The 5321-nt window shown below is 75.4% G+C and carries 5 protein-coding genes and 1 pseudogene; 5 read left to right on the forward strand and 1 reads right to left on the reverse strand.

The genetic code is table 11. From position 1 onward, the window contains the following. The 5 genes from AC32QD_RS12820 to AC32QD_RS12840 form a co-directional block, all read left to right on the forward strand. A partial coding sequence (locus tag AC32QD_RS12820) for an AAA family ATPase (RefSeq protein WP_492010899.1) occupies positions 1-454 on the forward strand: 454 nt, incomplete at its 5' end. Next, the gene (locus AC32QD_RS12825; protein ID WP_492010900.1) at positions 454-1698 is read left to right on the forward strand and encodes a vWA domain-containing protein; all 1245 of its coding nucleotides are present in this window, start codon (positions 454-456) and stop codon (positions 1696-1698) included. The genes AC32QD_RS12820 and AC32QD_RS12825, both read left to right, overlap by 1 nt. A gap of 50 nt (positions 1699-1748) precedes the next feature. Beyond that, a complete protein-coding gene (locus tag AC32QD_RS12830) occupies positions 1749-2786 on the forward strand; it encodes an XdhC family protein (RefSeq protein ID WP_492010901.1) in 1038 nt (345 codons plus the stop codon). Beyond that, the gene (locus AC32QD_RS12835) at positions 2783-3901 is read left to right on the forward strand and encodes a molybdopterin-binding protein (RefSeq protein WP_492010902.1); all 1119 of its coding nucleotides are present in this window, start codon (positions 2783-2785) and stop codon (positions 3899-3901) included. Before AC32QD_RS12830 ends, AC32QD_RS12835 begins: the two co-directional genes overlap by 4 nt. A 6-nt stretch (positions 3902-3907) precedes the next feature. Next, positions 3908-4417, forward strand: coding sequence for a nucleotidyltransferase family protein (locus tag AC32QD_RS12840; protein WP_492010903.1), 510 nt, complete (start codon positions 3908-3910; stop codon positions 4415-4417). On the opposite strand, the pseudogene AC32QD_RS12845 reads toward AC32QD_RS12840, so the two are convergent. Continuing rightward, positions 4407-5321: pseudogene (locus tag AC32QD_RS12845) on the reverse strand (hypothetical protein); the annotation flags it as partial. The gene AC32QD_RS12840 and the pseudogene AC32QD_RS12845 overlap by 11 nt on opposite strands.

Here is a 5321-nt window from a genome sequence, read left to right on the forward strand (position 1 = left end):
CTTGAGCGACTTCCAGGTCACGGTGCCCGAGCTCGGCACCATCCACGCCGACCAGCCGCCCATCGTCATCCTGACCTCGAACCGCACGCGCGAGATCCACGACGCGCTGAAGCGGCGCTGCCTGTATCACTGGGTGGACTACCCCGACGCCGCGCGCGAGCTTCAGATCCTCAATGCCCGCGCACCCGAGGTGGCCGAGAAACTGGCCGGCGAGGTGGTCGCCTTCGTGCAGCGCCTGCGCAGCGAGGACCTGTTCAAGCGGCCGGGCGTGGCCGAGACCATCGACTGGGCCAGGTGCCTGGTTGCGCTCGATGCCATGGAGCTCGACGCGCAGACGGTCTCGGACACGCTGGGCGCGCTCTTGAAGTACCAGGACGACATCGCCCGCTTCCGCGACTCCAAGGCCAAGCGGGTGCTCGACGACGTGCGCCGGGGGATGGCGGGAGCGGCCTGATGCCCGACCGGCTGGCCACCCCCGGGCACGGCCGGCTGGCGGCGAACGTGCTGCATTTCGCCCGGGCGCTGCGCGCCGCGGGCATCCCGGTGGGCACCGGCCGCGTGGTCGACGCGGTCAACGCGGTGGCGGTGGGCGGCTTCGAATACCGCTCGGACTTCTACCACACGCTGGCCGCCTGCTTCCTGTCGCGGCCCGAGCAGCGCGCCGTGTTCGACCAGTGCTTCCACATGTTCTGGCGCGATCCGCAATTGCTCGAGAAGATGATGGGGCTGTTGCTGCCCGAGATGCGCGTACCCCCGCGCGAGCGCGAGAATAAGCCCGGCGAGGCGCGCGCGGCCGAGGGCCTGACCTCGGGCCTCGAGGCGCCTCCGCCAATGGGCGAGGCCGCGCCCGAGGAGGTCGAGTTCGACGCCACGCTGACCTTCTCGGCGAGCGAGCAGCTGAGGTCGCGCGACTTCGAGCAGATGACCGCCGCCGAGGTGGCCGAGGCGAGGCGCGCCATCGCCGCGCTCAGGTTGCCGGTGCGCGCCATCGCCTCGCGCCGCACCATCGCCGACCCGCACGGCCGTATCGCCGACTGGCGGCGCAGCATGCGCGGGGCCATGCGCCAGGGCGGCGAGGTGCGCATGCTGGCGCGGCGCAGGCGCCGCCAGCGCTGGCCGGCGCTGGTGGCGCTGTGCGACATCTCGGGCTCGATGGCCGCCTACAGCCGCATGATGCTGCACTTCCTGCACGCCGCGACGAACGCACCGGGGACGGGCTGGTCCTCGGTCAATGTCTTCACCTTCGGCACGCGGCTGACCAACGTCACCCGGCATCTGCGCCGGCGCGACGTGGACGAGGCACTGGCCCGCGCCGGATCGGAGGTCGAGGACTGGGAGGGCGGCACGCGCATCGGCGCCTGCCTGGCCGAGTTCAACAAGACCTGGTCGCGCCGCGTGCTGGGCCAGGGCGCGGTGGTGCTGTTGATCACCGACGGGCTGGACCGGGGCGACCCGCAGCGGCTGGCCCGCGCGGCCGAGCGGCTGAGGCTGTCGTGCCGCAAGCTGATCTGGCTCAACCCGCTCTTGCGCTGGGACGGCTTCGAGGCGAAGGCGCAGGGGGTGAAGGCGCTGTTGCCGCATGTGGACAGCCTGCGCGCGGCGCACAACCTGATGAGCCTCGAAGCGCTCGCCGAGGCCCTGACCCGGCCCGGCGACGTGGGCGAGAAGGCGCGGCTTGCGGCGCTGGGCACCCCCTGAGCCTTGCCAGCGGCCCCGCGAGGGGCCAAGTCTTTTGCCGGAGGCCGCACATGAGCATCGCCGAGCACGAACGCATCCCCGAGCACGAACGCATCCCCGAGACGGCTCTGGAGTGGCACCGCGCCGGCAAGGGCGCGGCGCTGGCGACTGTGGTCGAGACCTGGGGCTCGGCGCCGCGCCCGGTGGGCTCGCAGCTCGCGGTCTCGGGCGACAGCGAGCTGATGGGCTCGGTCTCGGGCGGCTGCGTCGAGGGCGCGGTGGCGGTCGAGGCGCTGGAGGCGCTCGAGGACGGGCGCTGCCGCATCCTCGATTTCGGCGTCAGCGACGACGAGGCCTTCGCCGTGGGGCTGGCCTGCGGCGGGCGCATCCGCGTCATGGTCGAGCCCGTCGGCAAGGGCGCGGGCATCGAGCCCAAGCTGCTCGACGCCCTGGTCACCGCGCGGGCCGAGCGCCGCGCCGTCGCGGTGGCGACCGACACGCGCGCCTGGCGACGCGAGCTGCTGGCCCCCGAGGACGCCCCGGCACGCTTCGACGCCGACCGCTCGGGCTTCGACGAGGCCGAGCCCGACCGCTTCATCGCCGTGCACAACCCGCCGCTCAGGCTCGCCGTGGTCGGCGCCGGGCACATCGCCCAGCCGCTGGTCGCCATGGCCGAGGAGGCGGGCTATGACGTGACGCTGATCGACCCGCGCGAGGCCTTCGCCTCGCCGGCCCGCTTCCCCGGCAGGGCGCTGGTGCACGACTGGCCGGACGCCGCGCTGGCGGCGCACGGGCTGGACGCGCGCACCGCCGTGGTCACGCTCACGCACGACCCCAAGATCGACGACCCGGCGCTGGTCGCGGCGCTCAAAAGCCCCGTCTTCTACATCGGCGCGCTGGGCTCGACCCGCACCCATGCCAAGCGGGTGGAGCGGCTGAAGCAGGCCGGGGTCGCCGAGGCCGAGATCGCCCGCATCGACGCGCCCATCGGGCTTGCCATCGGCGCCCGCTCGCCGGCCGAGATCGCCATCGCCGTACTGGCCCAGATGATCGAGCGCCTGCGCCGGCCCGAGACGCGGCCGGGCCGGGCGCCGCGAGCCAGCGGATGAAGTTCGGCCCGGTCCCGCTGGCCAAGGCCGAGGGCGCGGTGCTGGCCCATTCCATCGGGCTCGCCGGGGGCCGGCTGAAGAAGGGCCGCCGTGTCACGCGAGCCGACATCGCCGCGCTGGCCGCCGAAGGCTTCGCCGAGGTCACCGTCGCCCGGCTCGAGCCCGGCGACATCGATGAGGACACGTCCGCGGCGCGCATCGGCGCCGCCCTCGCCCGCGATGCGCAGGCCGCCGGACTCACGCTCTCGGCCCCCTTCACCGGGCGGGTGAACCTCTATGCCACCGAGCCCGGCGTGCTGCGCCTCGACGCCGGGCTGATCGGCCGCGTGAACCGGATCGACGAGGCGATCACGGTCGCCACCCTGCCCGACTTCGCCCGCGTCGAGCCGCGCGAGATGGTGGCGACGGTGAAGATCATCCCCTATGCCGCGCCCGAGGCGGCGGTGGCCGAGGCCGAGCGGCTGGTCACGGGCCGCGGGGCGGTGGCGGTCAGGCCGCTCGTGCGCCGCAGCGCCGGGCTGATCCTGACGCGCACGCCCGGCATGCCGGAGAAGCTGGTCGCCAAGGGGGCCGAGGCGATCCGCACCCGGCTGACGGCGCTGGGGCTCGATCTAGTCTGTGAGCGCGTGGTGGCGCACGAGACCGCCGCGCTCAGGGCGGCGCTGGCAGAAGCCGAGGGCGAGATCGTGCTGATCCTCGCCGGCTCGGCCACATCGGACCGGGCCGACGTCGGCCCGGCGGCGGTCGCGGCGGCGGGCGGCCGGGTGACGCGCTTCGGCCTGCCGGTCGACCCCGGCAACCTGGTGTTCCTCGCCGAGCTCGGAGCGCGCCGCGTGATCGGCCTGCCCGGCTCGGCCCGCTCGCTCAAGCCGAGCGGGGTGGACTGGGTCATCGAGCGGATCGCCTGCGGGCTCGACCCCACGCCCGCCGACGTGGCGGCGATGGGGGTGGGAGGCCTGCTCAAGGAGATCCCCTCGCGCCCCGCGCCGCGGTCGGGCGGGGCCGAGGCGGCGCTCAGGCCGGTGGTCTCGGCGCTGGTGCTGGCCGCCGGGCAGTCGCGCCGCATGGGCGGGCGCGACAAGCTGGTGGAGCCGGTGGCGGGCCGGCCGCTTTAGCGCCGCGTGGTCGAGACGCTGGCCGGCAGTGCCGCCGACGAGGTGGTGGTCGTGCTGCCGCCCGAGCCGGGGGCGCGGCTCGAGGCCATCGCCGGCACCGGGGCCAGGGCGGTGACCAACCGGCGCGCCGCCGAGGGCATGGGCACCTCGATCGGCGCCGGCGTCGCGGCGCTGAGGCCCGAGGCGGATGCCGTGCTGGTGGTGCTCGCCGACATGCCCGAGCTGACGGCGGCCCATGCGGACCGGCTGATCGCCGCCTTCGACCCGGCGGCGGGCCGCGCCATCGTGCGCGCCACCACCGAGGCCGGGCGCCCGGGCCACCCGGTGCTGTTCGGCCGGCGCTTCTTCGAGCTTTTGCGCGCGCTCGAGGGCGACGCCGGCGCCCGCCCGGTGATCGAGGACTACCCGGAATTCCTGGTGGAGGTGGCACTGCCGGGCGGCGCGGCGGCCACCGACCTCGACACCCCGGCGGACTGGGAGGCCTGGCGCGCGGGCCCCAAGGGGCTCAGCGGCTGACCAACAGCAGCGTGTGCGCCTGGGCGCCGCGGCGCAGCTGCAAGGTGTCGTGACCGATCACGCTGACCGTCCAGCCCTCGAGCACGTCGCCCACCCTGACGGTGCGGAATGCGCCGCCGGGCAGCCTGATGAACGCCTCGCGGCCGGTGTCGAAATCGACAACCCCGACCAGGGCTGCGCGGTTGGCCTGGAAGGGGCGCGCCGGCGCGCGCACCGCTGACGGAGCCGTGGAGGAGGTCGCGGCAGGCTGCACCCGCGACACCATGGCGACAGGCACCGCCCCGACCTGTGCATTCGGCGGCGCGGCACGCGCCGGCCTGACGACGGGCAACGGCGCGGCCAGTCCCCCCGCCCGGCCTGCCGACGCCGGGGCGCGGGGCGCGGTCCTGCCCTGCACGGCGCGCGGCCCCGGCACCAGCGCCGGGCGCCCGGGGCGCCTGGGTGGCAGAACGGCGGTCCAGCCGCCGCTGCTTTGCGGACCCTGCAGCGCCACCACCGCGGCCACCCCCGCGCGCGTGCGCGGCATCGGTGCGGTCCCGGGCGCCGGACTGGCCGCGGCCGAGTGCGCCAGCGCCGCCCACAGCGATGCGGCCAGCGCCAGGGCGAGCCAGGATGGCGGCCGGGGCCGCGTCTGCTCGCTCCCCGGCGCGTCGGCCAGCAGGCGGAACACCGGCCCCGCTGGGGCGAAAGCCTCGGCGTGGTGGCGGGTCGAGACCGGGCCCGGCACGAAGCCCCAGCGCGTGGCATAGTCGCGGGCCTCGCGCCAAGTGGCGGCATAGGCGACCAGCAGCGTCGCCGTGCCGTCCGGGCCTGGCGCGGCCAAGGCGACCGCGAGGTCCTGGGCGGCGTGGCCGGTGGCGCGGCTGGCCTCGCGGAAGGCGGCAGCGATCCGCGCCTGCTCCTC

The sequence above is a fragment of the Thermohalobaculum sp. genome, assembly GCF_058622915.1.

Bases quoted from the DNA above. Each gene is read 5' to 3' on its own strand.
- AC32QD_RS12825 (WP_492010900.1), top strand. From the start codon at position 454: ATGCCCGACCGGCTGGCCACCCCCGGGCACGGCCGGCTGGCGGCGAAC.
- AC32QD_RS12830 (WP_492010901.1), top strand. From the start codon at position 1,749: ATGAGCATCGCCGAGCACGAACGCATCCCCGAGCACGAACGCATCCCC.
- AC32QD_RS12835 (WP_492010902.1), top strand. From the start codon at position 2,783: ATGAAGTTCGGCCCGGTCCCGCTGGCCAAGGCCGAGGGCGCGGTGCTG.